The following is a 26,318-nucleotide window of genomic DNA, read 5'->3' on the forward strand; positions in this document are numbered from 1 at the left end:
GCCTTATCCCTTGTTCCGAACCTCGGGATTAAGGATATTTGGCGGGGTGCCGTCCGTCAATGCAGCAATCAGATTATCCGCCGCACAATTGGCCATCGCGCGGCGCGTTGGTTCCGATGCGCTCGCGATATGCGGCGTGAGCACCACGTTCGACAAGGTGAGAAAGGCAGGGTCGAATGCCGGCTCGTTTTCAAACACATCAAGGCCCGCAGCCGCCAACCGATTGGCGCGCAAGGCCACGATCAGGGCCGCATCGTCGACTATACCGCCACGGGCAATATTGATCAGCGTCGCTGTAGGCTTCATCGCCGCCAGTTCAGCCGCACCGATGGTGTGATGCGCTTCCGGCGAATAAGGCAGTGCCAGCACGATATGGTCGGCGGTACGCAACAGTTCTTCCTTGCTGACATAACGCGCATTGTTGGCGCGGGCCTCAAGGTGTTCGGCCACCTTCGAACGGTTATGGTAGATCACCTGCATGTCGAAGCCCATCGAGCGCCGTGCAATTGCCTGGCCGATCCTTCCCATGCCTATGATGCCAAGCGTTGCGCCATGCACGTCCGCGCCCAGCAAGGTGTCATAACGCCACTTCTGCCACTTGCCTGCCCGCAGCCAGTGCTCGGATTCGGTCACTCGCCGCGCGGTTGCCAGCAGCAACGCCCACGCGAAGTCGGCAGTCGTTTCGTTCAGCACATCCGGTGTATTGGTCACTACGATGCCCGCGCGCGTCGCCGCGGCGATATCGATATTGTTAAAGCCGACTGCCATATTGCAGATGGCTTTCAGCGATGGGCAGGCAGCGATCACTTCGGCCGTCATGCTGGAGCTTGGCGTCGTGAATACGGCGTCCTTGCCTTGCAATTTGCCGACCAGTTCATCTTTCGAATAGATATCGTCATTGGGATTGGCCTCGACATCGAAATGCTGGGCCAGACGTTCGACCACATCAGGAAAAACTGCCCGTGTTACGAGAATTCTGGGTTTCGTCATGTCGTCTCACCGAAAGAAAATGAAGGTCATCAGGATGAATAAGGGTACCAGCACCACGCACGACCACGCCATGTAACCGAAGAACGAAGGCATCTTGATGCCGCGCTCTTCTGCGATCGCTTTTACCATCAGGTTCGGCGCATTGCCGATATAACTGTTGGCGCCCATGAACACTGCGCCGCAGGAGATTGCGGCCAGTGTAGCCGCGAGTTTTGTCATCAATACTTGCGCATCCCCGCCGGCCGTATTGAAGAATACCAGATAGGTCGGCGCGTTATCGAGGAAGGTAGACAGGATCCCGGATGCCCAGAAATACATCGCATTGATCGGCTGGCCGCTGCTATCGGTAACGGCGCGGATGATGGGGGCGAATGCGCCCGCCTCGCCGGCACGTAACATCGCAATCACCGGAATGATGGTGATGAAGATCCCGGCGAACAGCTTGGCGACTTCCTGTATCGGCCCCCAGCTAAAGCCATTGCCTTCGCGCGCGGTCTGCGGCGTGATGCGTAGGGAAATGAAGATGACTGCGATCAGCAGCAGGTCGCGCACCACATTCTGCAGTTCGAGCGGCACGCCCGCGACCGCAAAGCTGATGCCCGGCTTCCACAGGCCGCTCATCAGCACCAGTCCGACGATTGCCGCAAGCAGGAAAAAGTTTGCCTTGCCTTCAAAGCATATCGGCGAGTCTGGTGTTGGATCAAGGGTCGGTTCACGCGCTTCTTCCTTGTTCCGGCAATAGTAAAGATCAAGCGCGTAAAAAATAGCCAGCAGCGACAGGCAAAGGAACAGGGTCTCCGGGAAGATGTTCTTCATGGTCCAGAAGAAGTCGACACCCTTCAGAAAACCCAGGAACAACGGCGGATCGCCGAGCGGTGTCAGCGACCCGCCTGCATTGGCTACCAGGAAAATAAAGAAGACGACAATGTGCACCGCATGCTTGCGGTGGTCATTGGCACGGATCAGCGGCCTGATCATCAGCATCGAGGCGCCCGTGGTGCCCATCACGCTGGCCAGCAGCGTCCCCAAGGCCAGCAACCCGGTATTGAGGGCTGGCGTGCCATGCAGGTTGCCATGCACGCAAATACCGCCTGCGACTACAAACAGCGAAGTGATGAGGATGATGAAAGGAATGTATTCGCCGCCAAATGCGTGAAGCGCGCCCCCACCTGCGGTGCGCGTACCGAACACGACCGCGCACGGTATCAGGAAAGCCAGCGCCCAGGCGAGCGTCACCTTGCCGAAATGATGGTGCCAGAATGCCGGCGCAAGCAAGGGAAAGAGCGCGATGGAAAGCAGCAGCCCGGCGAACGGTATGCCCCACAGGCCGGAAACGCCGCTGCCATTGAACTCCGCTGCCTGGCACAAGGCTGGCACAAGGCTGGTCAAACCAATCAGGATTTTGGCCTGCACTTGCGGTCCCCTTATTTTTTGATGGCGGCCATTTTATCCCGGAAAATCAACTCGTCTGATCGGCGAATCCTACGTAGTGCTACGTAGGCCTGGAGCAAAAAACTAGCGCCCAGCCGCAACACGTTGCAATATATGCAATTATTCTGCCTTACCCCCACATCTTGGCAAATCACGGCCTGCGACTACCGCGCCAAGGCCCGCCGCATTTGCTTATGCGTAATCTATCTAAGTCCGGTTTGTTAGAACCAACCGAATGTCTTAAAATACAAGGCTTTGCAGCGAACGGTATTGGTATTGATCCTTATGACGTGCTTTTGCGTCGATGGACTGCCGTTCTGCTTCAGAGCAGATCAGATTCAAGAAAATTTTCAGATAGGACTGTTATGACCCACGTTGTGACCGAATCCTGCATCCGCTGCCGTTACACCGACTGCGTAGATGTATGCCCGGTAGATTGCTTCCGTGAAGGCCCGAACTTTTTGGCGATCGACCCCGATGAATGCATTGACTGCGCGGTTTGCGTAGCCGAATGCCCGGTCAATGCGATCTATGCGGAAGAGGATGTGCCCGCCGATCAGCAACAATTCATCAAGCTGAATGTCGACCTCGCGCGTGCATGGCCGTCGATCACCAAGACCAAGGATCCGTTGCCGGACGCAGACGACTGGAAAGATGTCCAGGCAAAGCTGCACGAGCTGGTCAAGTAAATCCTCAATTGCTTGCGGTCATGGAAGATCATGACCGCAACGCATCTTCCCCAAAGTCTGTACGGATGCCTGAACCGACAGCACCGGCCGATTTCCCGCTCTCGATAGTCTTGTCATTACTTCAATTTGCTCCAACGGTCATTGCGCGGCGGTCGCCGGATGGCGAGACCGAATCCGCTCAATACTCTGGTTCAATACTCTGATTACTTTGTCTGCGGTGACTCTGCCATATACAAGCCAAGCAGCTCATGCAGCGCCTTGACCGTGGAGGCATGGTCCCCGGTATGGAGGATGCCATGTCCTCCTTGCGCAACCCAGCGCTCGATGTTTTCCGGCGTGTCGTCGATCAAGACCTTGTGCGGACCGCTGAATTCCTGCTTGAGTTTTTTCGGCACGACGTGAACGGTAAATTCCGGTCCGAATATACGCGCCACCCATTCGCGCTTCTGTTCCTGGAAAACCTTGGATGAAGGCGCGCCAGTCAAAAATATCGGCTCCAGGTTCTTGGTGACCTCCCACAGCGCCATGCAACCTTCGATCAATTCGAGTTCCGCAAAAAAGCGCTTGTCCGAGTTAACCATTTTCCAGAGGCGGGAACGGTCCAGTTCACTTGGATGCTTGCCGGTCAGACGTTTCACGCGCGCATCGAAATCGGCGAAGACGCCATCCAGATCAAGAAACACTTGAAGCTTCGGTCTTTCCGAGGTCGTCATGCATGCACCTTTCTCAAGTTTGCAAAAACCCTTTTCGCGAAACTGCTTATGTCACAGTATGCCGCTTCTGCATGAATAAGATTCGACCCCTTGCATGACAGACCGTCAAATTGGAATTAAAAAGGCCGCCAATCGGCGGCCGTATACAACACCTACAACAACACTTACAAAGCAATACTTACAAACAGTTTCTTTCCTGCCGGCGCCCGCGCATTGCCGCAACTACCGGCAGTAATGCAGGAAACGGCGTACGCCGGTCGTTCAGGAACCGGAGCGCATGAAATCCGGCGTCAACACGACAGCGGAGCCGGCCGGATCCGCACTCTTGGACGGCGCTTTGCGCGGCGATACCTGCCGGCTGCGTACACGCCGGGAAAAAGCGGTGATGAATGCCGCATAGCCATTCGATCCCGGGCGGATACCTTCCTGCGCCGCCTTGATGATTCCCATCTCGAACGTGTCGTCCAAGTCATACGCAAGGTCGCCTTTGTCCCATGCGGATTCGTCGCGATGTACTAACTTCGGTTGCATTTTATTTCCCAATATAAGACAGATGAATTCTTGGACCACGCTGTGCTTGCAGCGTCGCGCGCTGTAGTCAACTTTACTCGCGCCTGACATGCATGTTCAAGCATTGCTTGAGAGAGTTTTCAGATTCGTCAGAGGCATACAACAAGCTTTGCAAGCTGACATTGCAATCGTTGCCAAGTATGCATTGCACACGCACGCATGTTGCGAATGATCCCTTGATTCAGCTCTACACCCAGATCGAGAGTCGATCATATGGTGTGCATATGGCGTGCATATGCAAGCGCAACCTGAAACGCATATGACGTTACACCACGACAAGATGAACGTTGAAATTTCGAGTAAACCCGCGCAAGACTGCTCCGCCTCTCACCCCCCTCTCCCACGCCATGAAAGTTCTCTGACCGAAAATGGCGTGCCGAGTTTTGCGGAAGTTGAATTGGACCGTCTTTACGGATCGCTATATTCGTCGCTATCGCATTTCCGTACTTGCGACAATCTTGACGGCGTCAATACCTACGTTGCGCGTGAAGGCTCACGCGTGAGCGCAATTTTTCTGTATCGGGTTGCAGGAAAATCCATACAAGTGATCAATGAAGGCATGCGCTTGAGCGCCGAGGACGTCAGCCGCTTTTGCGACGCGCTGTTCGCGCGATATGGGCGCAATGTCAATGTCAGCTTTCATGCGGTACAGATAGACGGGCCTGTACTGCCTTTTACGCAACAACGATTTTTCTGTACCGAAGATTTTGTCGCGACACTGCCGGACAGCGCCGACGCTTATCTGGCTTCCCTCGGCAGTGCGACCCGCAAGAATATCAAGCGGCACAAGAACCGCCTCGAACGCGCGTTTCCCGATTTGCAATACCGACTCGATGCAAAAGAAGCGGCAAAGGAAGAAGACGTGCGCGACGTCATCGCGCTCAACCGCATCCGTATGGCGCAAAAGAGCCAGGCCTCCTTTATCGATGAAGACGAAACGCAACGGATTCTGCGCATAGTCCGCGCCTGCGGCAAGGTGTTCAGCGTCAGGATCGATGGCAGGCTGGCCGCAGGCGCCATCGTGCTCCAGATCGGCGACAGCGTCATTTCGAAAGTCAATGCGCACGACGCGCGGTATGACGACTATCGGCTCGGCATGTTGTGCTGTTACCTCGCCGTGTGTGCGGCGATCGAGTCAGGCGCGAAGCGTTTTCATTTTGGCCACGGCCGCTATGAATACAAGACCGCCTTGCTGGGCAAACATGAATACTATGACCATGTGGCGATATACCGTTCCAGGCTGCATATGTTGCTGCATGCCCGGCAGGCCACACGTATTGCGTACGACGGATATCGTTTCGAGGCTTCACGCTGGCTTCTTGACAGGATAGACACCGGCGACGGGCAAGGCTGGGCGCTACTGCGCCAGGCGCTTGCCGTATGGCGCTCACGCAAGCATCGTCACGGCTCCCGGCTAACGGCCTGATCGACAGAAAATTACGATTGCCCTGCGCTTTACGGTCGCGCTATCCACCTTCGCTGGTATCACCCATGCACCGGAGCACGCAGCGCCGATACGTCCGCCACTGCCACAGCCGTCATGTTGACAATGCGGCGCGAAGTGGCGGCCGGATTGAGAATATGTACCGGTTTCGCACTTCCCAGCAGAATGGGACCGACGGTTACACCGTAACCGCCGGTGATTTTCAGCAGATTGAATGCAATATTGGCGGCATCAAGCGATGGCATGATGAGCAAATTGGCGCTGCCGTTCATCTTTGTGCCCGGAAGGAAATGGCGCCGCACATCCTCGACCAGCGCGGCATCGCCCTGCAGTTCGCCTTCGACGTCCAGGGCCGGGGCGATGCCAGCAAGAAGGTCACGCGCCGCCCGCATCTTGCGTGCCGATGGTCGATCCGACGAGCCGAACATGGAGTGCGACAACATCGCAACTTTCGGCTGGATGCCGAAACGCTGGATTTCGGCTGCGGCAAGCCTGGTGATCGCGGCAAGTTCTTCCGCCGTTGGATCGTCGTTGACATAGGTATCGGCGATGAACAGCGTGTATTTTTCCAGCATTAGCGCATTCATGGTGGCAAACACGCTGGCGCCCGGCGCAAGGCCGATCACATCGCGGACATGCTCGAGATGGGCATCGAAACGACCTACGGTGCCGCACAGCAGCGCGTCCGCGTCGCCCATATGGACCAGCATCGCTCCGATCAGGGTGTTTGAGCGACGCAGCGCGGTTTTTGCCATGTCCGGCGTCACGCCATAGCGTCCGCGCAATTCGTGATAGGCCTCGTGGTAGGCGCGATAACGGGGATCGTTTTCCGGATCGACCAGTTCGACATCGACGCCGGGTTTCAGGCGCAGACCGGCCTTCTTGATGCGCATTTCGATCACGCGCGGGCGACCGATCAGGATAGGCTTGGCCAATCCCTCATCGATCACGGTCTGCACCGCGCGCAATACCCTTTCCTCCTCGGCTTCGGCATACGCCACGCGCTGCGGCGCTGCCTTCGCCGCCGAAAATACCGGCTTCATCATCAGGCCGGTGTAATACACCAAATGGCTGAGATGCTGGCGATAGGCTTCCAGGTCCTGTATCGGCCGTGTCGCAACGCCCGACTCCTGCGCGGCGCGGGCCACCGCCGGGGCAATCTTTTCGATCAAACGCTGATCGAAGGGTTTGGGAATGATGTATTCCGGTCCAAAGCTCAGTTCCTGACCCGCGTAAGCGGTCGCCACCGCATCGTTGGTTTCGGCTTCCGCCAGGTCGGCGATGGCTTTCACGCAAGCCAGCTTCATTTCTTCGGTAATCTTGGTGGCGCCGCAATCCAGTGCGCCGCGGAAGATATAGGGAAAGCACAGTACATTGTTAACCTGGTTCGGATAATCCGACCGGCCAGTCGCAATGATGCAGTCGGGCCGCGCCGCCTTGGCGACTTCCGGGCGGATCTCGGGTTCCGGATTGGCAAGCGCAAGAATGATAGGCCGGCTTGCCATGGTCTTGACCATATCGCCGGTCAGCACGCCCGCCGTCGAGCATCCAAGGAAAACGTCCGCATCAGCCACGATATCGGCCAAGCCGCGCGCTTCCGTTTGCTGCGCATAGCGCGCCTTGTTTTCTTCCATCCTTGCATCGCGGCCAACGTAAATGACGCCCTTCGAATCGGCGACATAAATGTTTTCCCGCTTCACGCCCAGGCTGACCATGGTATCGAGACAGGCAATGGCGGCTGCGCCAGCGCCGGAAACCGCGATGCGGACCGAGCCGATCTGCTTGCCGACGACCTTCAGGCCATTCAGCAGCGCCGCTGCCGAAATGATTGCCGTGCCATGCTGATCGTCATGGAACACCGGAATGTTCATCCGCTCGCGCAGCTTCTTTTCAATATAGAAACATTCAGGCGCTTTGATATCTTCCAGGTTGATGCCGCCTACCGTGGGTTCCAGCATGGCGATGGCATCGACCAGCTTGTCGGCGTCGTGTTCGGCCAATTCGATGTCGAATACGTCGATTCCTGCAAATTTCTTGAAGAGGCAGCCCTTGCCCTCCATCACCGGCTTGCCGGCAAGCGGGCCGATATCCCCCAGACCAAGCACGGCCGTGCCATTCGTGATCACGGCGACCAGATTGCCGCGCGACGTGTATTCGGCAGCCATGGCGGGATCGCGAGCGATTTCTTCGCACGCGTACGCGACGCCGGGCGAATAGGCCAGGGAAAGATCGCGCTGGTTCGATAGCGCCTTGGTGGCGTTGACCTGTATTTTCCCGCGGGTAGGACTGCGGTGGTATTCCAGCGCAGCATCGCGCAATTGTGCATCCATGGTGGATTTGGTATCGGTCATGTCAGTCAGATAAGTGTGCGGTGGAGGAAGGATGACATCGCCACACGCTCCTTTCCTGTCGAACACGCCGCCCGGACTAGCGGTCTGAAGCGGTGGCATCGACTTGCCAGACCACTTCCAATTCCACCCGGATCGAGCGCGCGAGCCCGTCAAGATCGGGAAACAGCGTCGCGTTGGTAATATTCATCCGGTACAAGGCTTTCATTGCCTGCTCCCGCATGGTTTGCGATAGCACAAGCTTTTTGATGAGACTGCCATCGACGCGGTACTCATCCAGGATTTGATTCAGCGATTTGTCGAGAACGCCTGGCACTACCATGGTTCCGGACTGGGCGACCAGACGCCGGTCCATTTCCTCGGGTTCGCCTATCCATAGTAGATCAGCATTGTTTTGCAGGAAATAGCGCTCGAAATTGTGATCACGCCTGGGATCGATCTTGTCGCGACTCAATCCGGGGGCGCTGGCCGGCATCGCGGTCCACAGTTTCGGCGTGTTGAGCGCATACACCGCCGCATCTCCCACGGCGTTTTCGAGCGCAAAAAAGGCAGCCACGAACGGCGACTTGGTAAAGTCGAGCAAACGGGTCGGCGCGCCGTGGTGCTGCATCAACGCCAGGCAACGCAGATCGTTGTCCAGCACGCCGGGATCCAGCAGGTAATTGTGCGCCTTGCGCCGGAAAATGCGGATCGCGCGCTCTTCGCGGCTGCGCCAGGTGCTGCGGTCGGGAATAAAGGCATTCAGATAGCGCGACAGGGAACTCAGCAGCGCCCAGCGTGCATCCTGCTGTCCGCGAAAGGCCCAGCCATCCAGTTCGGACGAGAGCGCGACGAATTCATTCCAGTTTGTAACGAGAATCTCTTCCAAGTACGCTCCTTTGCGGCCCGAAGGGAACCAGCGCGAGGTTGCGCGATCCGATGATTTTAAATTTGATGCCGCGCCGTGAAGATTTCTTAAAAGACCAATATAATACGCCCCCTGCTCTACCGACTGCATCGAGTTCCATCTCAGCCCGCTGTCGTGAACCGGGCTTGATTTTCTGCTGCAGTATCACACTTATTTCATCCGAATTTGAACACCCTGAACATCGACAAGTAGTCATGACAGCATGGCGGAAGTGCCCGCGTGCGGTTTTTCAGCGCGCCGCTCTACCGTGCCATGGCGGAATCGACCCAGGTCGCGCCCATGATGTGTTCTTTGTTGCCCCTTGATTACGCAATGACAAAGCCTGCCAAGACCCTGACTCTGACTGCAAAACCCCGTAAAGACACTGCTTCGGCTCCCACTCTGGTGAGGACCGTCACGCATGCGCTCGACCCGGAACAAACCCCGACCACGGTCAAGGTTGTGACCAAACGTTCGCGCCTGTTGCCTGGCGTCGCGCAGAGCGAGCCGGACCCGACCTCGCATGGCAGCGCGGACGCGGCCGCCCCCAACGTCGAGACGGCAGAAATGCCGGCGGCACCGGCGCCCAAAGTCACGGTCGTGGTGCGCAAGGCGATACCGAAACCGGTGACCGCGCCCGCGCAGGAAATCGCGGCTGCAGGCGCGGATGAGATCAGCGCGTCTGCTGCGACCCCAGTGCTTGCTTCGGAGTCCGCGCCGGTACCGGAAACCGCAGCGCCTGCCGCACCGAAGGCCAAGGTGGTTCGCCGCAAGCCCGTCGCCGAATCGGGCACGGCGGCAGTATCGAAGCCGGCTGCACCGGTATCGGCCCCATCGCCTGCCGAGCCCGTGGACATCAACACTATAGATACGTCCGGCTATTCGCTTCCTGCAGTCAAAGTACCGGCGCGACGCGGTCGCCGTCCCTCCGAATACCGCCCGGAGCAGGACGAAGTCGCGGCGCTCAATGCAGTCGAGCGCGCTGAAATCAATGCTGCCCGCAAGGCACGCGATCGCCGCACCGGCAAGGATGCCGTCGAATCCGGCATGAGCGAAGCCGAACTGGCGGTGCGCCGCCAGCAGGTCGCCGCCCTGGTCCGCTTCGGCAAGGAGCGCGGTTACCTGACGCATGCGGAAATCTATGACCACCTGCCGGAAGAGTCGACCAGGCAGGAAGTGATCGAAGGCTTGATCTCGACCCTGGGGGATATGGGCATCACCGTCTACGAACAGGCGCCCGATGCGGAAACCCTGCTGCTGTCCGATAACGTCGCGACCGCCGCCAGCGACGACGATGCCGAAGCCGCGGTCGCCACGGCACTGTCGACAGTGGATGCCGATTTCGGCCGTACCACCGACCCGGTGCGGATGTATATGCGCGAAATGGCGTCCGTGCCTTTGCTGACCCGTCAGGGTGAAATCGATATCGCGCGCCGCATCGAAGCCGGTTTCAAGGACATGATGCAGGCGGTGTCCGCCTGCCCGACCACGATTGCCGAAATCCTGGCGCATGCGGACAAGATCCGCAACGAAGAAGCGCCGATCGACGAACTGGTCGATAACCTGATCGATCCCAATACTTCCGACGACCTGCCGGTCGTCGCTGCGGCGGCCGAGGAAACCGACGAAGACGAACTCGACGACGACCTCGACGATGAAGACGAAGAAGAAAGCAGCACCAGCACTGGCGGAGCCGCCAGCATGTCGGAAGATCAGTTGGGCGACATGCGCAGGAAAGCGCTGGAAAAGTTTGCCATCGTGGCCACTGAGTTCCAGAACATGCAGGCAGCGCGCGAAAGCGAAGGCTACAACTCGCCGGCTTACCTGAAGGCGCAGCAAACCGTGGCGCAGGAATTGCTGGGTATGCGCTTTTCCGCCAAGCTGGTCGAAAAGCTGTGCGATATGCTGCGCGCCCGCGTCGATGAAGTGCGCCAGATCGAAAAGCGGATTCTTGACGTTGTGGTCAACAAATGCGGCATGCCGCGCGGCCATTTCATCAGCGTCTTCCCGGGCAAGGAAACCGACCTGGAATGGATAGACCGGGAAGCCGATCGCGAGCAGGCGTATGCTCCTGTACTGCGCCGCAACAGCCCGGCCGTGAAGGAATATCAAAAAAAACTGATCGACCTGCAGGCCGCTGCCGGCGTGCCGTTGGCCGAGCTGCGCAAGATCAACAAGCAGATGACCACGGCAGAAATGCGCGCACGTCAGGCCAAGCGCGAAATGACCGAAGCCAATCTGCGACTGGTGATCTCAATTGCGAAGAAATACGTCAATCGCGGTTTGCAGTTCCTCGATCTGATCCAGGAAGGCAACATCGGCTTGTTGAAAGCAGTGGACAAGTTCGAATACCGTCGCGGTTACAAGTTTTCGACGTATGCGACATGGTGGATCCGACAGGCGATCACGCGCGCCATCGCCGACCAGGCACGCACGATCCGCGTGCCGGTACACATGATCGAAACGATCAATAAGATGAATCGCATCTCGCGCCAGATTCTGATGGAAACCGGCTCCGAGCCGGACCTGCCGACGCTGGCCGCCAAGATGGATCTGCCGGAAAAGAAGCTGCGCGAAATCATGAAGATCGCGAAGGAACCGGTGTCGATGGATATGCCGATGGGCGACGACGGCGATTCCCAGCTTGGCGATTTCATCGAAGACAGCACGACGCTGGCACCGGCCGATGCGGCGATGCATGCCTCCATGCGCAACGTGATCCGCGATGTGCTGGATTCCCTGCCGGCGCGCGAAGCCAAGGTATTGCGCATGCGTTACGGCATCGACATGACCAGCGATGCGACGCTGGAAGAAGTGGGCAAGCAATTCGATGTCACCCGCGAGCGTATCCGCCAGATCGAAAACAAGGCGATGAACAAACTGCGTCACGCCTCGCGCGCTGACCGCCTCAAGACCTTCCTGGAAAGCGATTAAGAAATACGTTGTTCGCAGAAGTGAAAACGGAGCCTGAACGGCTCCGTTTTTTTTACCGGGATGTGTTATCGGGCCAGAGGATTGGACGTCGGCTCGGCCACCTTTGTCTGCGTATTCCGGTCGCGGTGATGGGACGAGCTCTAACTCGCAGCACAGCGGACATATAGCAAGCATCCTTCCTCGGTTCGGATTTGGCCGTGCCGCACCCCTTGCGGTGCAAGATGAAATTCGCCGGCACGCAGCGCAATACCTCCAAGATCGACTTCGCCTTCAAGACATACGCATTCCTCGTCCGTAGGATGCTCATGAGCAGGGAACGAGCTTCCCGGCAGCATTCGATACAAAGTGGCATGCATCTTCTCATTTTCAAGCAAGCGCTTTTGAAATACGCCACTCACAATTTCGCGCCATTCGCCGTCCTTCTGTAGGACAGTGACAAATGAGTGCGAGTCTTTTGAGTGCGAGTCTTTTCTTCGCGTCGCAGCCAATGTCCGTTCAAGCAGCGCAGAACGCGTTGCGTCATTCAGCGGCATCAGAGACAGATTGATGAGTATTGCCTCTTCAATATCGGCATCTATCACTGGCCTTTCCGTGGATTTGCTATGTCCTGCCATGGGAGCACCTCAATGGCTTAAGCTGCGTGCGCAATGTATCTATCGCTGAACGCATACGTGTTTTAACTGTGCCAATCGGCATATCAAGATGCATACCTATTTCTGCGTAGGTAAGCCCGCGAAAGAACGCAAGCGCCAGAATTTGCCTGTCGCATGGACGCAATGTTTCCAAAACCGCATGCAGAGCCGCCTTTTCTTCTACTGCAGCTAACAGCGACTGCGGGTCCGTATCGGCCGAAGTACCTTCTTTGAGAACGTCGTCATCCAGATACACCGCTGTTTTGATTTCGGGATCACGCAATTGCATCAGCGCCTGGCTACGGCATATGACGAGCAACCATGTAATCGCGTTGCCACGGGCAACATCAAATTGGGCAGCATGCTGCCAGGCATAAAGATAGGTGGAGACCACCACATCCTCAGCTACTGAGGGTATGCCCACAATTCTATGCGCGAGGCCATACACCATGTCTGCGGTCGACGCATACAGGTTGACGAATGACGCTTCGATCCCCTTTGATGTATCGCTTATCCATTCGGCAAGCTGGACGTTTTCATCAGCTTTTGGACTGTGCTCCTTGCGCATTTGTTTGTCTTGACCGGAACGGATGTTTGGAAAGCACGAGCGTATTCGTTTCTGTGGAAGTGCCGATTGATATGCCCCAACAAGATTCCATGAAAAGAAGCGAAACACTTTTCTGTCGGCCAGTATTGCGCCGGGCAAATTTTCGTGACTTGCGACTTTGATGTTCGTCAAACAGTCAACGTAATTGCGTTGGATATGAAATCCGATAGTCGTCAGCCTGCATACAGGAAGTATTAGCTCGTCACTTGTCGCGCTGCTTGCCGAGAGCGGATTGCGTATCGGTGTGAGTGTAGCGAAGCGATCTGCTGCGTTTCCTGGGAGTGAGTGCAAGGCGCCAAGCACAGGCAGGGCAGCCCGCGTAAGGGTGGTTCCCTGTCGAGCATTGGCAACGCTGCAATCGCCCCAGGCAACGCGGGAGAACCCATACACTGATACGTAATCCGCTCTATATGTCTTACCCGCAATTTCCCGGGCGCCGGCCCATGACATGGACTCGTGGTGCGATATCGATTCAACCTTTCATCCGATGAGGAGACAAGTATGTCCGCAACTCATTTCAAACTACGTTCAACCGTCGCTTTGGTGATGGGGGCGCTGAGCGTTCTCAGTATGTCGTCCTTCGCTTCGAGCCATCGCGAGGCGCCTTTCGTATCCCAGAATCCCAGCATCGATGCAACGGATTTTTATATGTTCCGCAGCTATGAACCCGGCAGGGAGAATTACACCACCATGGTGGCAAACTATGTCTCTCTCCAGGATCCGCCCGGCGGACCCATTTTCTTTCCGATGAATCAGAATGGGCTTTATGAAATTCATGTGGATAACAACGGTGACGGCAAAGAAGACCTGACGTTTCAGTTCCAGTTCAAGAACGAATTGAAAGACATTGCATTACCTATAGGCGACAAACAGGTATCCATACCGGGCATCAACGGCGGCAAGATTGAGGCAGTCAATTCGCCCAATCTGCAGATGCGCGAGACATACACTGTCAATGTCGTCCATGGAGACCGTCGTTCCGGGCAACGTCAAGCCGTTACCAATGCAGCAGGCGGCAGCGCGACTTTCGATAAGCCCGTCGACAATATCGGCAACAAGAGCATTCCGGATTACGCAGCCTATGCCGGACAACACCTGTATGGCATTAACATTCCTGGCTGCGGCTCTCCCGGCCGTATGTTCGTCGGACAGCGAAAAGACCCGTTTGTCGTCAACGTTGGGGAAGCGTTTGACCTCTTGAATATCAAAACACCTGCGGTCGAACTCAATCCGAATGCCGAACGTTCCGCTAGAGACGACCTGGCGCGCAAGAATGTCACCGCCATTGCGCTGGAGCTTCCTACCTCGTGTCTGCGCACGGCAACCGAACCTGTCGTCGGTGCATGGACGACCGCTAGCCTGCGGCAGGGCCGTCTGATAGATCCGGCTCCGGAAAGTGGGCTGTTCACCGCAACCAAGGACGGCGGCCCGTGGGCTCAGGTATCGCGCCTTGCCATGCCTCTGGTCAATGAGCTCGTCATCGGTTTGAAGGACAAAGACAAGTTCAATGCCAGCAAGCCAAGCGGCGACGCACAATTCCTGGCCTATGTAACCAATCCGACGCTGGCCGCGATTATCGAATCGCAGTTTTCCAGCGCGGGCGTCAAGGCGCCGACCAAGTTTCCACGCAACGACCTCGTGACCACATTCCTTACCGGTGTTCCGGGACTGAATAAACCCGCCAACATCGTACCGTCGGAAATGATGCGTCTGAATACCGATATTGCCCCCAAAGCGAAAGGCTCTCAAAACCGGCTTGGCGTCATTGGCGGTGACACCGCGGGCTTTCCGAATGGACGACGCCCTGGAGACGATGTGGTGGATGTCGAGCTGCGCGTCATGATGGGCAAGCTCTGTACCCTCAACGATCCAGGAACGTTCGGATGCGCTCCAGCGGATGCTCCTGCAGGAACCTTGCAGTTTACGGACGGTGCCTATACCGACGACAGCAACTATGAAGCCGCCTTTCCCTATTTGAGGACACCGCTGGCCGGCTCACCGCAGGAGTAGTGGTTCGGGCAACTGCTCATTGGTATCCCATCTACACATGGAGCTCAGCATGAAACATTTTTTGGTAGTCCTTCTGGCGGCCGCACTGGCGGCATGCGGCGGGAACGGCGGAGACAGTCCATCTGTCGCAACCAACACCGTAACGACCGGCGATACCGGTCAAAACGGTCCGTCCGCTACGACAGGCGGGGGCACTGGCAGTAGCGGCAATGCATTCTTGGCCTTGGTCATGAGTGTCCTGTCGACCAGCCCGGACAACACGGAGCCGGTTCCTGTCGACACAGGCGCCGGTTCTTCACCGGACAACGTCGAGGCGGCACCGGTCAGCTAAACAGTGTCTGCGATGCATCTGCAGTTCGGTAAAGCCTGCTTGCGCGGGCTTTACCCATCTCTATCCGGTTATTGTTCATGAAAACAACTAGCAGGAGTAGCAATGAAGAGTATCGAAGTAAACACGAGCAGCAACGGTCAGCCGGTTGAATTGTTTTACCAGGACTTGGGCCAAGGGCGTCCGGTCGTTCTGATTCATGGATTTTTAACGTTGGCATGCTCAAGCATCCGATATCGCAGGCAACCTTGGATTGGATGCAGCAGATTGCGTTGGCGGCCTCGCCAAAAGCGACACTGGATTGTGCGCATTCATTTGCCGAGACGGACTTTAGAGCTGACCTGAAGACGATTTCGGTGCCAGCGCTGGTCATTCATGGTGATGACGATCAGACCGTCCCGCTCAAGTCCAGCGGCGCACGTACGGTGGAAATGCTGAGAACCGTACAGTACAAGGAATATAGCGGCGCATCGCATGGTCTGTTCATCACACACAAAGATAAGCTTAATCAGGAGTGCTTAGTTTCCAAACCATAAATGATGCCTACAGAACCGGCATATCGATGGATTGGTTTGCGATCAGTATCGACTGATACGGCGACGGAACGCGAGAGCCACTACCATAGCTGAGTCTATTACAGAAATCAGCACCAGTTTCTATCTGGACGATGCTGCAACCGGTGTGCCGCATCAATGACATCCTGCAGTTCTACCGGGTCGCTGAACGGATCGGCATCCAGGGTAAGCACCCGATTCAATTCCTTTTGCCAGCGCCGCAGTTCGTCGACATAGGCACGGTCGGCGACCGGCTTGAGACTACCGTTCGTATCGATCAGGTCGCAGATTCCGTTATGCAGCCATTCTCCGGTATGCCAGTCTGGCATGTCGACTGCCGGGAACAGGCAGACGCCTTGCAGGTCCATGCCACGGTCAACCGCTGCAAGCGATTCTTCCATCACATCCCTGAGCCAGGCATCCCTGCCCTTGCCCATGCCGCTGGTTTCGCCGATGATCATCGGGCGGCAGTAGCGCTCCCACACGGTACCGAGCAGGTCGCACAGCGGCACGATGCGATCGTCATCCGGATCGAGCGCCTTGTGCGGTCCCTGCTCGCGGTACTCCATCTGGCCGAACGAATAATTGTTGGCGCCGACAATATCCAGCACTTCCGGCGAGCCGCCCAGTTCGGGATGCTTCATGCCCGCCAGCACATCCCAGGCGAGAAAGGTATCGACACAGGTTTCATGGCGCGCGACCTCGATCTGGTCGGGACGGTCGCGCGGCGCGACCACATGCACCAGCGGATCGATGTGCACCATGCGGGCTTCCGGCGCCACTTCGCGTATCGCCTTGACGCCGGCAATCGCCGCCTTGCACAGCGCAAGCCGGAATGCATGACGATCGGACTTGGTCTTGCGATAAGGCGCTACCCAACCCCATTCGGCACCGCAAAACGAAAAAAACGTGATTTCGTTGATTGGTGTGAAGCAATGCGGCGCATGCGTGCGTGGGATCAGGTACTCGGCGGCGGCTCTGCAATAAGCGGCAAACCTTGCGCCGAATGCATCATCGAAAGGATCGACGTCATCCGGATAGCCGTAGTGGCACAGATCCCATAGCGGCAGGATTTGCGCCCGCTTCATGGCGTCGAGGTAAGGGTCTAAAGTCGAGAAATCAAAACGCCCTCCGCGGTCGACCAGTGGCCATGGAACACCTTCGCGAGCAACGGCAATGCCCAGCTCGCGCAGGATTTGATAATCTTCGAGCGCACGCACATCGTGTTGCGTTTCACTGTTCAGATTGCGCCTGCCCTGATCCTTCCACAAGAAGGTCGAACATTCAAAACCGGACATGAAAAAGGTGGGGAAAATGCCAGGACGTTTTGCCATAGGTGGCTTCCTTTTTCTTCCTTTACGCCGGCTTGGCGACCATCAGGTAGAAAATCGCAAGAAACGCACAGAATGCCGGAATGCCGAGCAGCACCCAATACCGGAAATACCGCCAGTACGCATCGGGAAGCGGTGTGCCGGCATCGGCCGCCTCGCGCGACAATTGCTTGAGCCGCGTCTGCAGCCATAGTACCGGTATCCAGCAGGCTACCGCAATCACATAGAGTCCGACCGACCAGGCGATCCAGCGGGCGCTCATCGGAAAGCCCGCGATGCGCATCAGCAGATAACCGGTCAGCGGCTGGATAATGATGGTAGTCGATGTGAACAGCCAGTCGGCCAGCACGACGATCCGTGACACGACGGCAATTGCACGCACATCACGCGTCAGCGTGGCGAACAACAGATAAAACGCGGAGCCGACGCCGGTCCCGAACAGGAAAGTCGACGACAAGATATGCAGCCATTTGAGGATGATGTATTCCATCAGCGTTCCTCAAGTTCCAGCAATAGCCAGATTGCCGCAAGCATGGGTAGGTTCTTCAGCAGCGGGCCATATGGATGCAACCAGAATTCCGGCAGGCGCAGGCTGATCACAACGGTAAAAAACACAATGACGGCAATTTGCGCCAGCCACAGCCAGCGCCGTTTTTTCAGCAGCAGGATCGCCACGCCGAATGCCAGGTCCATCAATGCCGCGCCATACAGCATCAAGGGCGCCAGCATGCCGGTAATGCCAACGCGGGCGAGCAGCGCATAGCTTTCGGAAACCGGATACAGGCCCAGCGAGACAATGCCGGTGACTATCCACACCAACGCGATGCTGACGCGCAGCAAAGGGAGCAGCCAGTTCAGCTTGGCATGCATACATAGCGAAGCGGCCTCTTGCGCCGGCACGAACTCGGATATCGCGCGCGGCGGGCGGCCAAGCAGCGCAGTCATCTGCGCGGCGCTCGCGGTATTGCCGCGCTCCAACATGCCGAGGGTCTCGACGTCGAGCAGACCATGCGGCAGCATGGCGCCAAGTCGTGCGCCTAGCCTGACCAACGGCATCGGCGTGGCGATAAAGCGCGCCGGTCCCATCGCCATCGCCGCGCGCAGCGTGGCGAGAAACCCGCGTAGCGAGATGGGACGCGCCCCTACCAGGGAAAACCGAACTCCATGTCGCATGTCTTGCTCGACCGGCTCGCGCAGCAGCGCGAGAATCGCGGATATCAGATCATCCAGATGTACCGGTTGAACCTGCTGTGTGCCGGCGCCCGGCAATGCGATGAGCGGCAGGCTTGCCAGCGTGGTGAACATGCGCGCGCTGGTTCCGCCCGGGCCATACACCAGCGAAGGCTGCACGATGACCGAGGGAATATCGAGACCGGCAAGAAAGTCGTCCGCCTGCTTCTTGCTCAGGTGATAGCGGCTGACCGCATGTTCGTCGGCGCCAAGCGCGGAAATCTGCACGATGAGTCGAACCCGGCTTTGCGCCGCTGCCGAGAATAACGCGATCGGTGCACGTACATGAATGGATTCGAAGCTTTGCTGACCGCTCTCGCGAATGATACCAACCGCATTGATGACGATGTCTATACCGGCCAGGCGCGGCATCCAGTCGCGCTGATCGAAGTCGCGGGTGAAATCGGCAGCGACATATTCAAAGCGCGGGTCGGTATGCCTTTCCGGATGACGCACCGCACAAACGACGCGATGCCGTGCGGCCGCCAGCGCCGTCGCCAGCTGACGCCCTATGAATCCGCTTGCCCCGGTAAGCAGTACGACCAATTGCGACTCCTGCTCTTATCGCCAGTCAAGCGCGCGTGCCGATAAGGCATGCCGGGAACCAGCGCTGTTTTTGCCCGTCACAAATGTATGTTCAATACGACCGATGCCAAGCGTTGCGAGTTCAGAATGAACAGTCTGCGTTCGCGCCATTCTTTAATCTATTGCATGGAGGAAGCATGAAGACATGGCAGCAGGCAGGCAAGGATAGTCTCGTGTCCGGCAGCATTGCGAGCGCCTTGTCCACCGTAGCACTAAGCGCACGCGGTGAAAGCGAAGATGGAACGCCGTATGCACCGACCAACGCGATCAGCCACTGGATTCATGGCGACCGGGCCTTGCGCCGCAACGACAAGAGCCTGCGCTACACCCTTACCGGCTACGCCATCCATCATGCTTCTTCGACGCTATGGGCTGTCCTGTATGAAAAATGGTTCGGCGAGCATGCGGAACGCGGACATGTTCCGGCGGCGTTGCTCGGCGGTGCCGCAGTCGCGGCAATAGCCTGCTTTACCGATTACAGACTTACGCCTGAAAGATTGCGGCCCGGCTTCGAACATCGGCTCTCCTCCGCTTCACTATTTCTTGTCTATGCAAGCTTTGGAGCAGGGCTCGCCATGCGCGGTCTGAGCAGTGCGCCGCGCAGGCACTGATGCCGCGGTTTTCGTTAGCAAACATCAAGGAACTTAGCAAGCTAATAGGTTTCTTACAAAATCATTGTGATTTCACTAGAGCAGTTTCAGTCTGACTTGCCAGGCGAGGCCGAGGCGATTTGCCCGTGGAACAAGGCGCGACGACGCGACATGGCGAGCCATGGCAAGGAGGCCTCGGCGGCCCCGCGACAACGCCGTGCCGCGGGCAAAGCGTCCGGCATCGACGGTACAGTCAGGCTGAAACTGCTCTAATTGAACAACGAATCATTGGTTGCGACCCGATCCGGGCGCGTTGGCAATTCATGGATGACTGTCGCCTAACGACCGACGAAGGACTTCGAACACTGTTTCGAGCTTGAAGTCTTGATCGAAGCAAATCGTTGCAGTCTATCTGTGCCTCTTACGCAACTTTTAAAGGAGAAACGAAATGGCACTATCATCGAAAAGAGATTCGAATATGTTGACCGGTTTGTTCTACGATCGCGAAAGCGCTGAACGTGCGTATCAAGGATTGTCTGACCGCGGATATACCAAGGATGACATCAATGTCGTCATGTCCGATGACACCCGCAAACAGCACTTTGCGGATGGCGATACCGCAACGACGGAACTGGGAAGCAAAGCCGCTGAAGGCGCCGGCATTGGCGGTGCCGTCGGTGGTACGCTGGGCGCGGTTCTGGCAGCAATGACGGCGGCTGGCACCAGCATTGCGCTGCCCGGGCTTGGCCTGGTGATTGCAGGACCGCTGGCCGCTGCAGCAGCCGGCGCCGGCGCAGGCGCAGCCACCGGCGGCTTGCTGGGTGCGCTGGTCGGATGGGGCATTCCGGAAGAACGCGTGAAGCACTATGAAAGCGGCTTGCAGGAAGGCGGCATTCTGATGGGCGTAACACCCCGTTCCGATGAAGATGCGGCACATCTTGAAAAGCACTGGCGCAACAGCAACGGCCAGCATATCTATGGCGCGGGCAGCACCACGATCGACAGCGGCAGCAGCGATACAGTGGTCGGCGTCTATGACAATTTCTCGGATGCCGAAAGCACGGTGCAAGCACTGATCACGGCCGGCATCGACCGCTCGCGCGTTCAGCTCAATCCCGAACGTGACGATGCCGCAATTGCGGCGACCTCGACTGCCGCAACGACGCGCGATTCCGATGGCATGAGCGGCGGCGGAGTAGGCGGCTTTTTCCGCTCGCTGTTCGGAGGCAACGACGATTACAAAGAGCAGCACGATGTTTATGCCGAGTCGGTACGACGTGGCAGCTATGTGGTAACGGTCGAGGTGGATAGCGAGGAGCAGCAGGACCGGGTTTCGGACATCATGAATCGTTTCAACCCGGTCGACGTTGACGAGCGCAGCAGCCACTGGAAACAGCAAGGCTGGTCCGGATACGACCCCAGCGCACCGCGTTATGGCCGCGATGAGATCGAAAAGGAGCGCACCGCCTATACACAGGCGCGCACTGCCGATACCACCGGATCGTCAAAAATCCCGGTGATCGAGGAAGAGCTCAAGGTCGGCAAGCGCCAGGTGCAACGCGGCGGCGTACGTGTCTTCCAGCGTGTGCGGGAAACGCCGGTGCATGAGTCGGTACAGCTACGGGAAGAACACGTCAAGGTCGAGCGGCATGCGGTGGACAAGCCGGCGAGCGAGGCAGACCTTGCTGCGTTCAAGGAAGGCTCGATCGAGCTGCGCGAGACTTCCGAAGAAGCCGTCGTATCCAAGACTGCCCGTGTGATTGAAGAAGTTGTCGTCGGCAAGGAAGTATCGCAGCGCACCGAGAACATCAACGACACCATACGTCGGACTGACGTAGAGGTCGAACAGTTGGGAGCCGGCGGAACAGCCGGCACGGGGTTCAGCGGTGACGATGCCGATTTCCGCAGCCATTGGCAAACCGCCTATGGCAGTTCCGGAGGACGCTATGAAGACTACGATGCTGCCTATCGCTACGGATCCACGATGGCCGGCAGTGACCAGTACAAGAACTACCAGTGGACCGACGTGGAACCGCAACTGCGCAACGACTGGGAATCGAACCACCCCGGCAGCACTTGGGACAAGGTGAAGGATGCAGTGCGTTATGGCGCAGAACGCGTCACCGGAAGCCGCAGGCATTAAAGGCTGACCGGTACCAGGAAAAGGCCTGCCAGCATCCGACAGGCCATTGAAACCGAAGAAAGGCTGGTCACTTGTGGCCAGCCTTTTCAATTTTGTTTTCCGCTATCAAGGTCCGCCGGCAATTTGTTGAAGCGCTTCTCCGATTGCCTTGGCGTCGGTTGATCGCACCAGCCGTGCAACCTCCGTTCCATTGTTCAGAAAAATCAGCGTAGGCCAGAGCTTGACCTTGAATGACCGGCCCAACCGGCGTCCGCGTCCATCTTCGATCTTGATATGCCTTACCTTGGGATAGGCGGCAAATGCAGTTGCCAGCGGCTTTTGCCCGGCGATGCAGAAACCGCACCATGGCGCCCCAAATTCCACAATCGTCGGCCCTTCAAGGGCATCGATTTCGGAACGATCTGGATCTTTTTCTGCGTACTTGTCGTTCATTGCCATGTTGAATTTCCTTATTGTTGCCTGTTCTCGCCTGTAACGAAGAGCCGATCGTCACGTATTCCAGATCAATGCATCGTCATGCGCAACTTGTGGCTTGAGCTGCGCTCTCAGATGACGTGGACAACCAATTTTTCAGGAGATTCATTATGGCAAGAAATCAGCAGTCCGCGAATCAGGGAAACAGCAAGCACTCCGGGCGTCGAACCTTGCCTACGGAACTGGATGACACCATGCAGTCCGACCATTCCTTGTCGCAATCAGACGAGGACTATGAAGACGAAGGCTTTTCAGTTGCGGAGGAACAGAACTTCGACCAGCAATCGGACCAGGCCAGCAGCGTTGGACGCATGCCGCCGGATATCGATGTTGCAGGGGCAACGGCAGAAGAAAATCCTTCCGATGCGATGGCCGACTCGATCAGGTCAGGTGCGCCGGATGGAGGAAATCCGAACGAAAAGAAAGCCGATCTCAAGCAGTCGATCGAAAGAGCGGTGCCTCCTTCGGTCTGATCCGTTCAGCTTTCGCATCACTACCCGGTAGCGCCACAATCACGCAGCCGCCCGCAATCTGCCATGACCGTCGCCGGTCATGGCAGTGGCCTGCAGGCACGTCAGGAATAATATTTCGAGACAACCTCGCTGAAAGCATCCGCAGCCGATTTTCCGTTTTGCATCAGCTGGGTGATCTCTTCGCTATGCTCGGTAATCGTAGGCGGCAGACTCTGTCGGTTGTTCTTGAAATATTCATAGCGCTCGACAGCAAACAGTTCATTCGCTTTGGCAGCCGATGTCCGCTTGGTGCCCGGGCTGGCCCGTGTCACCCGCACCGAGCGTGAAGTCGACGCGGCACCAAGTCCGACACCCGAAATCGCCGACTTGATCTGGTCCATGCTCAGGGTGCCGGTTGCATTGGCGCCGGCAAAGTCGGCTTCTTCCGCCTGCAGCAAATGGTGGTTGCGATCGAATGCCATCTTTTTTCCGACAGCATTGATCACCTGATAACTTGGTTCACCACCACCGCTGACCAGGGAAAACTGCACCCGGTCGCCATAGGATTCCATCTTTTGCTGCACTTCCTTGAGGTAGTCACGCGACAGGCTGTCGAGGTGCCCGTTCCAGCGTTTGGTTCGTGTGGTATTCAATCTGCAATCAATCCTAAAGTGTTGACAATATGGCGCATCCATTCCGCTCGTGCGGACCACGCGCAATGCACGCGGTGTGGCGGCGCGATGGATGTACGCTCAGTTTACTTTGACGATAAAGCACGGACTTTGATCGCGCACGGTACATGGAACAGATCAATCCGGAAATACCGGCCCTGCTGTAGGCAAAAATTACAGCAAGACGCAATGGCATTACCGGCGATCCTGGATACGCCAATATGTTTCTTCCCCGCTGCAATATGCAACGGGACCGAGAGTATAAAGCTTATCGATGAAAAAATGCTTTCCCGACAAGCTTATGGCAGCAGGAAAAAACCGTATGGAATCAGGGATCGATGACCGCAGCGCAGGCATCCGTCGGCAATGCCGCTGCGTGACCGATAATCGGCACCATTTTGATACCGGCGGAAGCAATCCGGCATGGCGCGGCGAGCACACCGCAGCCGGATACAACAACAGGGATCAGCAGAACAAGGACAAGGCGCGAGAAAAGGTTCATAACAATGTTACATAACCGTCAAGATGACGGATGGTGAAATGCAAACCAGCAATATACCGCCTGCACTCCTTGCGCCGTAGTCTTCTTTACTAGGACTTACGCAAAACGCATCTTGACGGAGGGATTTTTTAGCTGCTGACAGAGATAGCTGTCAAGCAATCCGTGCTTGATACGGTAGATGGTTTGCCCGGTCTGTCGGGCGATGTCGGTCAGGCGCAACCAGACGAGCATGGCGCAGGCGATGTGGTTGCGCTGGATGCGCGCCTTGCGGCACTGGTTCTTCTCGATGCCGGTGGTTTGCTTGAGTTCGCGGTGAAACTGCTCGATTTTCCAGCGCATGCCGCACACCTCTTGTACGGCATTGTCCGAATCCTGAGCCAGGTCGTTGGTGACGACCCAATCCGTGCGATGGGTGGACACCGCGACCCGGAACAGTTTCACTTTGTAGTCCTTGGGGAAGCCCTTGATCTTGATGAGCTTGCCATGCGTCCAGTCGTGATTGGTCCACGCCAGTTCATCGACCCGGCGATAGGGTTCCTGGCCACCGGAATCGTCGACCTGGCGGTTGTCCTTGAGCGGGCAGTAGTAAATCTTGCGCAGGGAATCGATAAACAGCATCAAATCCTTGGTCGCGTACCAGGTATCCATCAGCACCGCATGAAACGGCAACTGCTTGTGCTGCACGATCTGCGTGAGCATGTCCTGCACATGGTCGAGCTTGTTCTTGCCATCGCGCTCAGGATCGTAGATGCGGTAATCGATCACCCAGTACTGGCCCGTCTCGGGATTGACGTACACGCAATTAACCAGGCCGATGCCCTTGATCAGCCCGTGCGCATTGCCGCTGTACTGCAGCCGCACCAGCTCGATCTTGTGCGAATGGTTCTTGTCCAGCACCGTGTCGTCGAAGATGACATACCCATGGACAGAGGGCTGCAGCTGCGCACGCGCATGTTCCCACACCAGCCGCGAGGTCAGCCGGTCTTCGCGCAGATAGCGGTTGATCGCATCGTGGCTCATCTGGTTGGGTGTATGGTCCGCGTAGTTCGTGATGGTGTAGTTGATCTGGCTTACCAGCAGATATTGGCAGTAATCCAGTCGGCTCGGGCGTTTCGTCGTCATGCCCGGCAATTTACAGATTTTTCACCCGCTTTGGGTTTACGTAATTTTCGAAAATATCAACTTTTTGCGTAAGTCCTATTTACGTTCTTTCACAATCATGTTGTGTAATTGCATTACCTACCGCTCCGCTGGCATTTCGTACAGTTTCCACCTTATACTGTATGAATATACAGTTCATCGCCGAATCCACCCCCTCTTTTCACACCGCTTGCAAATGGAGCCACGGCAATGATTCGCCAGGAGATGCCATGCATACCACTTCATTGATAGTCACCGACGCCCGGCCCTTGATCGAGCTTGCAGATGTGGATGAACTTGATACCCTGCTGGCGCTTGCGCCGGATATACGCATCCTGATTCCCGACATGGTCAGGCATGCCTTGCTGGTGCATATCGATATACCGGGCGTGCCGGATGCGCTCGAATGGATACGCGCAAATGACGGTCAGGGCGTCAGCGTTCAATGCACGGAAGAGTTTGAGGAATTCATCGTTCTCAAGCGGCGCCACAATGATGCGGTCGAACGCAGCCAGAACGAGCTGGCCGCCGGTGAAATCCTCGGACGCGAATTGGCAAGGGGAACCGAAGCCATCGTGCTGCTGCTCGGCGACGCCCATACCGAACATGCCAGCGTACTGGCGAACCTGCCTGCACAAGTATTGCCGATGTCGACGACCACCTATCTGCAAAGATTGCGCAGTCAGCAGCGTCAATCCATGGTCGGTGCGCTGCTGCAGCGGGTGCTGGCCCTCGGCCGGCCGACCGCGTCATAACGCACGGGGCCTGCGGCGCAATGCCGGACGGCGTTTGGATCGATAGCATAAAAAAGGAGGCAGGTTACCCTGCCTCCAACTCACACTCCCTACGGAGTACTACAAAAATCCTGTGCTGCGTCCATCAAAGACATGAAGATGGCGGCAGCTAGCGTGTATACCTTCTTCGCGGCCTGCCATGTCGAATTTCCGATATACCGGCAATTCAATTCATACCGTTTGATGCGGCACCATTACAAGATAGACTCTTTTGTAGCCTGAAACATCGGGCATAAAGTATATTTCGCATACCAGACACAATATAGAGGC

The 26,318-nt window shown here is 56.9% G+C and carries 25 protein-coding genes; 10 read left to right on the forward strand and 15 right to left on the reverse strand.

The window, feature by feature from the left end:
• Positions 1–3: 3 nt before the first annotated feature.
• Together D3871_RS16260 and D3871_RS16265 are read right to left on the reverse strand one after the other, a co-directional pair.
• Positions 4–990, reverse strand: a complete 987-nt coding sequence (locus D3871_RS16260) for a 2-hydroxyacid dehydrogenase (protein WP_119770172.1) — start codon at positions 988–990, stop codon at positions 4–6.
• A gap of 6 nt (positions 991–996) precedes the next feature.
• Positions 997–2,403 carry a sodium:proton antiporter gene (locus D3871_RS16265; protein WP_119770173.1) on the reverse strand — a complete coding sequence of 469 codons (1,407 nt, stop codon included), beginning with the start codon at positions 2,401–2,403 and terminating at the stop codon, positions 997–999.
• Positions 2,404–2,786: 383 nt separating this feature from the next.
• Here D3871_RS16265 and fdxA point away from each other — a divergent pair, with 383 nt between their 5' ends.
• Positions 2,787–3,110, forward strand: a complete 324-nt coding sequence (fdxA, locus tag D3871_RS16270; protein ID WP_119770174.1) for a ferredoxin FdxA — start codon at positions 2,787–2,789, stop codon at positions 3,108–3,110.
• Between the two features lie 203 nt (positions 3,111–3,313).
• On the opposite strand, the gene D3871_RS16275 is transcribed toward fdxA, so the two are convergent.
• Positions 3,314–3,823 carry a 5' nucleotidase, NT5C type gene (locus D3871_RS16275; RefSeq protein WP_119770175.1) on the reverse strand — a complete coding sequence of 170 codons (510 nt, stop codon included), beginning with the start codon at positions 3,821–3,823 and terminating at the stop codon, positions 3,314–3,316.
• Positions 3,824–4,084: 261 nt separating this feature from the next.
• The gene (locus tag D3871_RS16280) at positions 4,085–4,354 is read right to left on the reverse strand and encodes a hypothetical protein (protein ID WP_147376826.1); all 270 of its coding nucleotides are present in this window, start codon (positions 4,352–4,354) and stop codon (positions 4,085–4,087) included.
• A gap of 436 nt (positions 4,355–4,790) precedes the next feature.
• On the opposite strand from D3871_RS16280, the gene D3871_RS16285 reads away from it, so the two are divergent.
• Complete coding sequence (locus D3871_RS16285) at positions 4,791–5,819, forward strand: GNAT family N-acetyltransferase (protein WP_158597951.1); 1,029 nt, start codon at positions 4,791–4,793, stop codon at positions 5,817–5,819.
• A 59-nt stretch (positions 5,820–5,878) separates the two neighbouring features.
• On the opposite strand, the gene D3871_RS16290 is transcribed toward D3871_RS16285, so the two are convergent.
• Together D3871_RS16290 and D3871_RS16295 are read right to left on the reverse strand one after the other, a co-directional pair.
• Entirely contained in the window at positions 5,879–8,188 is a 2,310-nt protein-coding gene (locus D3871_RS16290) for an NADP-dependent malic enzyme (protein ID WP_274381773.1), read from the reverse strand.
• Between the two features lie 76 nt (positions 8,189–8,264).
• Positions 8,265–9,053, reverse strand: coding sequence for an FRG domain-containing protein (locus tag D3871_RS16295; protein ID WP_119770178.1), 789 nt, complete (start codon positions 9,051–9,053; stop codon positions 8,265–8,267).
• A gap of 351 nt (positions 9,054–9,404) precedes the next feature.
• Between D3871_RS16295 and rpoD the strand changes: the two genes are divergently transcribed.
• Positions 9,405–12,005, forward strand: coding sequence for an RNA polymerase sigma factor RpoD (gene rpoD / locus D3871_RS16300; protein ID WP_119771391.1), 2,601 nt, complete (start codon positions 9,405–9,407; stop codon positions 12,003–12,005).
• Positions 12,006–12,145: 140 nt separating this feature from the next.
• On the opposite strand, the gene D3871_RS16305 is transcribed toward rpoD, so the two are convergent.
• Positions 12,146–12,619 carry a cupin domain-containing protein gene (locus tag D3871_RS16305; protein WP_119770179.1) on the reverse strand — a complete coding sequence of 158 codons (474 nt, stop codon included), beginning with the start codon at positions 12,617–12,619 and terminating at the stop codon, positions 12,146–12,148.
• Positions 12,606–13,376: an RNA polymerase sigma factor gene (locus D3871_RS16310; RefSeq protein WP_158597952.1), complete on the reverse strand. Its 771-nt coding sequence runs from the start codon at positions 13,374–13,376 to the stop codon at positions 12,606–12,608. Before D3871_RS16310 ends, D3871_RS16305 begins: the two co-directional genes overlap by 14 nt.
• A 369-nt stretch (positions 13,377–13,745) precedes the next feature.
• On the opposite strand from D3871_RS16310, the gene D3871_RS16315 reads away from it, so the two are divergent.
• From D3871_RS16315 to D3871_RS16325, 3 genes are all read left to right on the forward strand, one after another.
• The gene (locus D3871_RS16315) at positions 13,746–15,254 is read left to right on the forward strand and encodes a DUF4331 domain-containing protein (protein ID WP_119770181.1); all 1,509 of its coding nucleotides are present in this window, start codon (positions 13,746–13,748) and stop codon (positions 15,252–15,254) included.
• A 49-nt stretch (positions 15,255–15,303) separates the two neighbouring features.
• The gene (locus D3871_RS16320; protein ID WP_119770182.1) at positions 15,304–15,585 is read left to right on the forward strand and encodes a hypothetical protein; all 282 of its coding nucleotides are present in this window, start codon (positions 15,304–15,306) and stop codon (positions 15,583–15,585) included.
• A gap of 215 nt (positions 15,586–15,800) precedes the next feature.
• Positions 15,801–16,118 (forward strand): alpha/beta fold hydrolase, encoded by a 318-nt coding sequence (locus D3871_RS16325; protein WP_119770183.1) that lies wholly within the window; start codon positions 15,801–15,803, stop codon positions 16,116–16,118.
• 107 nt (positions 16,119–16,225) lie between these two features.
• Here D3871_RS16325 and D3871_RS16330 read toward each other — a convergent pair whose 3' ends face one another.
• The 3 genes from D3871_RS16330 to D3871_RS16340 are packed head-to-tail and all read right to left on the reverse strand — an operon-like array spanning position 16,226 to position 19,243.
• Positions 16,226–17,470: a glycoside hydrolase family 1 protein gene (locus D3871_RS16330; RefSeq protein WP_233575678.1), complete on the reverse strand. Its 1,245-nt coding sequence runs from the start codon at positions 17,468–17,470 to the stop codon at positions 16,226–16,228.
• Between the two features lie 22 nt (positions 17,471–17,492).
• Entirely contained in the window at positions 17,493–17,957 is a 465-nt protein-coding gene (locus D3871_RS16335) for a DUF2269 family protein (RefSeq protein WP_119770184.1), read from the reverse strand.
• Positions 17,957–19,243, reverse strand: a complete 1,287-nt coding sequence (locus D3871_RS16340) for an SDR family oxidoreductase (protein WP_119770185.1) — start codon at positions 19,241–19,243, stop codon at positions 17,957–17,959. The genes D3871_RS16335 and D3871_RS16340 overlap by 1 nt, the downstream gene beginning before the upstream one ends.
• A 176-nt stretch (positions 19,244–19,419) precedes the next feature.
• Between D3871_RS16340 and D3871_RS16345 the strand changes: the two genes are divergently transcribed.
• The gene (locus D3871_RS16345; RefSeq protein WP_119770186.1) at positions 19,420–19,893 is read left to right on the forward strand and encodes a hypothetical protein; all 474 of its coding nucleotides are present in this window, start codon (positions 19,420–19,422) and stop codon (positions 19,891–19,893) included.
• Between the two features lie 427 nt (positions 19,894–20,320).
• Positions 20,321–22,015 carry a YsnF/AvaK domain-containing protein gene (locus D3871_RS30250; RefSeq protein ID WP_158597953.1) on the forward strand — a complete coding sequence of 565 codons (1,695 nt, stop codon included), beginning with the start codon at positions 20,321–20,323 and terminating at the stop codon, positions 22,013–22,015.
• Positions 22,016–22,120: 105 nt separating this feature from the next.
• On the opposite strand, the gene D3871_RS16355 is transcribed toward D3871_RS30250, so the two are convergent.
• Positions 22,121–22,453, reverse strand: a complete 333-nt coding sequence (locus D3871_RS16355) for a thioredoxin family protein (RefSeq protein WP_119770187.1) — start codon at positions 22,451–22,453, stop codon at positions 22,121–22,123.
• A 146-nt stretch (positions 22,454–22,599) separates the two neighbouring features.
• On the opposite strand from D3871_RS16355, the gene D3871_RS16360 reads away from it, so the two are divergent.
• On the forward strand, positions 22,600–22,962 hold the full coding sequence (locus D3871_RS16360) for a hypothetical protein (RefSeq protein WP_119770188.1): 363 nt from the start codon (positions 22,600–22,602) through the stop codon (positions 22,960–22,962).
• 101 nt (positions 22,963–23,063) lie between these two features.
• Here the strand turns inward: D3871_RS16360 and D3871_RS16365 are convergent, their stop codons facing one another.
• The 3 genes from D3871_RS16365 to D3871_RS16370 all read right to left on the reverse strand — a co-directional run bounded on the left by D3871_RS16365 (position 23,064) and on the right by D3871_RS16370 (position 25,236).
• Positions 23,064–23,594 carry a hypothetical protein gene (locus tag D3871_RS16365; protein ID WP_119770189.1) on the reverse strand — a complete coding sequence of 177 codons (531 nt, stop codon included), beginning with the start codon at positions 23,592–23,594 and terminating at the stop codon, positions 23,064–23,066.
• Between the two features lie 346 nt (positions 23,595–23,940).
• Positions 23,941–24,114 carry a DUF6726 family protein gene (locus D3871_RS31540; RefSeq protein ID WP_338016847.1) on the reverse strand — a complete coding sequence of 58 codons (174 nt, stop codon included), beginning with the start codon at positions 24,112–24,114 and terminating at the stop codon, positions 23,941–23,943.
• A gap of 96 nt (positions 24,115–24,210) precedes the next feature.
• Positions 24,211–25,236, reverse strand: a complete 1,026-nt coding sequence (locus D3871_RS16370; protein WP_119770190.1) for an IS701 family transposase — start codon at positions 25,234–25,236, stop codon at positions 24,211–24,213.
• A 248-nt stretch (positions 25,237–25,484) separates the two neighbouring features.
• On the opposite strand from D3871_RS16370, the gene D3871_RS16375 reads away from it, so the two are divergent.
• On the forward strand, positions 25,485–26,009 hold the full coding sequence (locus tag D3871_RS16375; RefSeq protein ID WP_119770191.1) for a hypothetical protein: 525 nt from the start codon (positions 25,485–25,487) through the stop codon (positions 26,007–26,009).
• The last annotated feature ends 309 nt before the right edge of the window (positions 26,010–26,318 follow it).

The sequence above is a fragment of the Noviherbaspirillum saxi genome (genome assembly GCF_003591035.1).
Taxonomy (GTDB): Bacteria; Pseudomonadota; Gammaproteobacteria; order Burkholderiales; family Burkholderiaceae_D; genus Noviherbaspirillum; species Noviherbaspirillum saxi.

Coding starts and splice junctions, on each gene's coding strand:
- D3871_RS16260 (WP_119770172.1), bottom strand. CDS start 990: ATGACGAAACCCAGAATTCTCGTAACACGGGCAGTTTTTCCTGATGTG.
- fdxA (WP_119770174.1), top strand. CDS start 2,787: ATGACCCACGTTGTGACCGAATCCTGCATCCGCTGCCGTTACACCGAC.
- D3871_RS16275 (WP_119770175.1), bottom strand. CDS start 3,823: ATGACGACCTCGGAAAGACCGAAGCTTCAAGTGTTTCTTGATCTGGAT.
- D3871_RS16280 (WP_147376826.1), bottom strand. CDS start 4,354: ATGCAACCGAAGTTAGTACATCGCGACGAATCCGCATGGGACAAAGGC.
- D3871_RS16290 (WP_274381773.1), bottom strand. CDS start 8,188: ATGACCGATACCAAATCCACCATGGATGCACAATTGCGCGATGCTGCG.
- rpoD (WP_119771391.1), top strand. CDS start 9,405: ATGACAAAGCCTGCCAAGACCCTGACTCTGACTGCAAAACCCCGTAAA.
- D3871_RS16305 (WP_119770179.1), bottom strand. CDS start 12,619: ATGGCAGGACATAGCAAATCCACGGAAAGGCCAGTGATAGATGCCGAT.
- D3871_RS16315 (WP_119770181.1), top strand. CDS start 13,746: ATGTCCGCAACTCATTTCAAACTACGTTCAACCGTCGCTTTGGTGATG.
- D3871_RS16320 (WP_119770182.1), top strand. CDS start 15,304: ATGAAACATTTTTTGGTAGTCCTTCTGGCGGCCGCACTGGCGGCATGC.
- D3871_RS16325 (WP_119770183.1), top strand. CDS start 15,801: ATGCTCAAGCATCCGATATCGCAGGCAACCTTGGATTGGATGCAGCAG.
- D3871_RS16330 (WP_233575678.1), bottom strand. CDS start 17,470: ATGGCAAAACGTCCTGGCATTTTCCCCACCTTTTTCATGTCCGGTTTT.
- D3871_RS16335 (WP_119770184.1), bottom strand. CDS start 17,957: ATGGAATACATCATCCTCAAATGGCTGCATATCTTGTCGTCGACTTTC.
- D3871_RS16345 (WP_119770186.1), top strand. CDS start 19,420: ATGAAGACATGGCAGCAGGCAGGCAAGGATAGTCTCGTGTCCGGCAGC.
- D3871_RS30250 (WP_158597953.1), top strand. CDS start 20,321: ATGGCACTATCATCGAAAAGAGATTCGAATATGTTGACCGGTTTGTTC.
- D3871_RS16355 (WP_119770187.1), bottom strand. CDS start 22,453: ATGGCAATGAACGACAAGTACGCAGAAAAAGATCCAGATCGTTCCGAA.
- D3871_RS16360 (WP_119770188.1), top strand. CDS start 22,600: ATGGCAAGAAATCAGCAGTCCGCGAATCAGGGAAACAGCAAGCACTCC.
- D3871_RS31540 (WP_338016847.1), bottom strand. CDS start 24,114: ATGAACCTTTTCTCGCGCCTTGTCCTTGTTCTGCTGATCCCTGTTGTT.
- D3871_RS16370 (WP_119770190.1), bottom strand. CDS start 25,236: ATGACGACGAAACGCCCGAGCCGACTGGATTACTGCCAATATCTGCTG.
- D3871_RS16375 (WP_119770191.1), top strand. CDS start 25,485: ATGCATACCACTTCATTGATAGTCACCGACGCCCGGCCCTTGATCGAG.